Below are 3,746 nucleotides of genomic sequence, written 5' to 3' on the forward strand. Positions count from 1 at the left end.
TCTCGATGCGCTGCGGTCGTCAGACGCCGAAGTACAGCTCGTACTCGAACGGGTGCGGGCGCTGGGCCATCGGCAGGATCTCGTTCTCGTACTTGTACGAGATCCAGGTCTCGATGAGCTCCTTGGTGAACACGCCGCCCTCGAGGAGGAACTGGTGGTCGGCCGCCAGGGCGTCGAGCGAGTCGAGCAGCGAGTTCGGCACCTGGGGGATGTCCTTGGCCTCCTCGGGCGGAAGCTCGTAGAGGTCCTTGTCCACCGGCTCGTGCGGCTCGATGCGGTTCTTGATGCCGTCGAGGCCCGCCATCAGTTGCGCGGCGAAGGCGAGGTACGGGTTTCCGGAGGCGTCGGGCGCACGGAACTCGATGCGCTTGGCCTTCGGGTTGGAGCCCGTGATCGGGATGCGGATCGCGGCGGAGCGGTTGCCGGCCGAGTAGACCAGGTTGACCGGAGCCTCGAAGCCCTTGACCAGACGGTGGTAGCTGTTCAGCGTCGGGTTGGTGAAGGCGAGCAGGGCCGGCGCGTGCGCCAGGATGCCGCCGATGTACCAGCGTGCGATGTCGCTGAGCTGACCGTAGCCGGCCTCGTCGTAGAAGAGCGGCTTGCCGTCGCTCCACAGCGACTGGTGCGTGTGCATTCCCGAGCCGTTGTCGCCGTAGAGGGGCTTGGGCATGAAGGTCGCGACCTTGCCCCACTCCTCGGCGGTGTTCTTGACGATGTACTTGAACTTCAGGATGTCGTCCGCCGCGTGGACCATCGTGTCGAAGCGGTAGTTGATCTCCTGCTGGCCACCGGTGCCGACCTCGTGGTGCGAGCGCTCGAGGATGAAGCCGGCGTCGATCAGCTTGAGGGTGATGTCGTCGCGGAGGTCAGCGGTCTTGTCGACCGGGCTCACCGGGAAGTAGCCGCCCTTGTACGGGGTCTTGTTGCCGAGGTTGCCGCCCTCTTCTTCGCGGCCGGTGTTCCAGGCGCCCTCTTCCGAGTCGACGCTGTAGAAGCTGGAGTTCGAGGTGACGTTGTAGCGGACGTCGTCGAAGATGTAGAACTCGGCCTCAGGGGCGAAGAACGCGGTGTCGGCGATGCCCGTCGACGTGAGGTACTTCTCGGCCTTCTTGGCGACCTGACGCGGGTCCTTTGAGTAGATCTCGCCGGTGCGCGGGTTGTAGATGTCGAACAGCATCACGAGGGTGCTGGCCTCGCGGAAGGGGTCGACGTACGCGGTGGTGACGTCGGGGATGAGCTGCATGTCCGACTCGTGGATGCTCGCGAATCCGCGGATCGAGGAGCCGTCGAACAGCTGACCGTCGGTGAAGAAAGCCTCGTCGACCGTCGATGCAGGAATGTTGAAGTGCTGCTGTACACCAGGGAGATCGGTGAAACGGATGTCAAGGAACTTGACGTCGTTCTCCTTGATGTAGGTCAGTACCTCGGACGAATCTTTGAACATGTACGACTCCTGTAATGCGGATCGATGGCTTCACGGCCACTCTGCAGAGTACGGACGGGGGATTTCTCTACGGTATCCGCTTTGTTTCGGGCGTGTTACAGGAGCCCGGCGACGATGCGGCATTTCGCTCTCGGTAGGCTGGGGGAGTGACGGACGCTGTGAACACGTACCCCGGTGAGCGACTCGGACTGCCGGAGTCGGGTCCGGGCAGCATCGCCCGGCCGGGCCGCCGCATCGGGGCTCTGCTCATCGATTACCTCGCCGCGACCATCATCGCCACTGCGTTCCTCGGCTACGACCAGTTCGCGCTTCCCACCGAAGCCGGGCTCACGCAGTTCGCGCCGATGCTGGTGTTCGCCGTGCTGCAGATCCTCTTCATCCCTACCGCGGGAGGCAGCCCGGGCCACCGGATCCTCGGAATGCGGCTCGTGCGCCGCGACGGTGCCTGGGTCGGCCTGTGGCGGCCGATCGTGCGCACCCTCCTGCTCGTCGTGGTCGTGCCGGCGGTGATCTGGGACGCCGATCAGCGCGGCCTGCATGACAAGGCCGTCGGCACCGTTCTCATCCGCGCCTGAACGTAGCGTTCAGATCTTGCCGCGGTTGCGGCGACGCGCCTCTCGGGGTGCGCGTCCGCCGAGGAACGATCGTGCCGGGTCGACCGAGAATCCCTGTCGCAGCGCTTCTCTTCCGATGAGCATCCGGAAGCCCATCTCGTCGCGGTTGCTCAGCGTCACCTCGGCGAGCACTTCGCGGTCGACGAGGCGGATCAACAACTCCACCACGAGGCGCTCCTGTGCGTGCCCCGACGAGCTGCGCACGGCGCGCCGGTCGTGGACCGGGCACTCGACGACGACGGCGTCCTCCTGGCTGTCCTGCCAGGGTTTGACCTTGAAACGGACCCAGGGCTGGGCGTCCTGTTCGAACTCGAAGATGTCGAACGCGTGCAGTGAGGAGGTGCGCGCACCGGTGTCGATCTTGGCTTTCAGCCAGTCGACTCCGAGATCGGGCAGGCTCACCCATTCTCGCCACCCCGTAAGGGTGTTTGAATGGGGGGTAGTCCTACTCACCTGATACATCCTGGCAGGAAAAATCCCCCGTGAAGATCGCAGTGCTCTCCCGTGCGCCGCAGGCGTACTCCACCCAGCGACTGCGCGCAGCTGCGCTTCAGCGCGGACACAACGTCAAGGTGCTCAATACGCTGCGCTTCGCGATCGATCTCACGGCCGATGAACCCGACCTCCACTATCGGGGTCGTCAGCTCAGCGACTACGACGCGATCCTGCCCCGCATCGGCAACTCGATCACTTACTTCGGCACCGCCGTGGTGCGGCAGTTCGAGCAGATGGACGTGTACACGCCGAACACCGCGAACGGGATCTCCAGCGCACGGGACAAGCTCCGCGCGAATCAGATCCTGTCACGGCACAACATCGCGATGCCGCCGACGGCATTCGTGCGCAATCGCGCAGACGTGCGTCCGGCGATCGAGCGCGTCGGTGGGGCGCCGGTCGTGATCAAGCTGCTGGAGGGAACCCAGGGGATCGGAGTCATCCTCGCGCCCCAGGTGAAGGTGGCCGAGGCGATCATCGAGACGCTGCACTCCACCAAGCAGAACGTGCTGATCCAGAAATTCATCTCGGAGAGTCGCGGACGCGACATCCGGGCTCTCGTCGTCGGCGACCGTGTCGTGGCCGCGATGCGGCGTTCGGCCGCCGGAGACGAATTCCGCTCGAACGTGCACCGCGGGGGATCCGTCGAGGCCGTCGAACTCGACCCCGTGTATGAGCGCGCCGCCGTCCGTTCCGCGCAGATCATGGGGCTGCGGGTCGCCGGCGTCGACATGCTCGAAGGTGACGACGGACCGCTGGTCATGGAGGTCAACTCCTCGCCGGGGCTGCAGGGCATCGAGACGGCGACGAAGCTCGATGTCGCCGGCGCGATCATCGATTACATCGCCGGTCAGGTCGCGTTCCCCGAGATCGATGTGCGGCAACGGCTCACGGTTTCGACGGGATACGGCGTCGCGGAACTGATGGTGCATGGCGCCGTCGACCTGGTCGGCAAGACTCTGGGTGAGGCGGGCCTCTGGGAACGCGACATCACGGTCCTCACGCTCCACCGCGGCGTGAGCGTGATCCCGAACCCGCGCAAGCACGTGGTCCTCGAGGCGGACGACCGACTGTTCTGCTTCGGCAAGCTCGACGAGATGCGTTCGATGGTTCCCGAGCGTCGTCGTCGGCGTGCGAAGGTCCGTCGCCTGCCTCGGCAGCCGCTCTCCGAATGAACGAGAGCGCGGCCGCCC

At 65.2% G+C, this 3,746-nt stretch carries 4 protein-coding genes; 2 read left to right on the plus strand and 2 right to left on the minus strand.

What is annotated here, in order from left to right:
• Positions 1-19 precede the first annotated feature (19 nt).
• Positions 20-1,444 carry a type I glutamate--ammonia ligase gene (gene glnA / locus ACNPM4_RS13305; protein ID WP_029262830.1) on the minus strand — a complete coding sequence of 475 codons (1,425 nt, stop codon included), beginning with the start codon at positions 1,442-1,444 and terminating at the stop codon, positions 20-22.
• A gap of 146 nt (positions 1,445-1,590) precedes the next feature.
• Here glnA and ACNPM4_RS13310 point away from each other — a divergent pair, with 146 nt between their 5' ends.
• The gene (locus ACNPM4_RS13310; RefSeq protein WP_029262829.1) at positions 1,591-2,019 is read left to right on the plus strand and encodes an RDD family protein; all 429 of its coding nucleotides are present in this window, start codon (positions 1,591-1,593) and stop codon (positions 2,017-2,019) included.
• A gap of 9 nt (positions 2,020-2,028) precedes the next feature.
• Here ACNPM4_RS13310 and ACNPM4_RS13315 read toward each other — a convergent pair whose 3' ends face one another.
• The gene (locus ACNPM4_RS13315) at positions 2,029-2,520 is read right to left on the minus strand and encodes an ATP-dependent zinc protease family protein (protein WP_400858467.1); all 492 of its coding nucleotides are present in this window, start codon (positions 2,518-2,520) and stop codon (positions 2,029-2,031) included.
• Between the two features lie 20 nt (positions 2,521-2,540).
• Between ACNPM4_RS13315 and ACNPM4_RS13320 the strand changes: the two genes are divergently transcribed.
• Positions 2,541-3,728: a RimK family alpha-L-glutamate ligase gene (locus ACNPM4_RS13320; protein WP_029262827.1), complete on the plus strand. Its 1,188-nt coding sequence runs from the start codon at positions 2,541-2,543 to the stop codon at positions 3,726-3,728.
• Positions 3,729-3,746 lie beyond the last annotated feature (18 nt).

The organism is Microbacterium umsixpiens (genome assembly GCF_053543675.1).

Coding starts and splice junctions, on each gene's coding strand:
- glnA (WP_029262830.1), bottom strand. CDS start 1,444: ATGTTCAAAGATTCGTCCGAGGTACTGACCTACATCAAGGAGAACGAC.
- ACNPM4_RS13315 (WP_400858467.1), bottom strand. CDS start 2,520: ATGTATCAGGTGAGTAGGACTACCCCCCATTCAAACACCCTTACGGGG.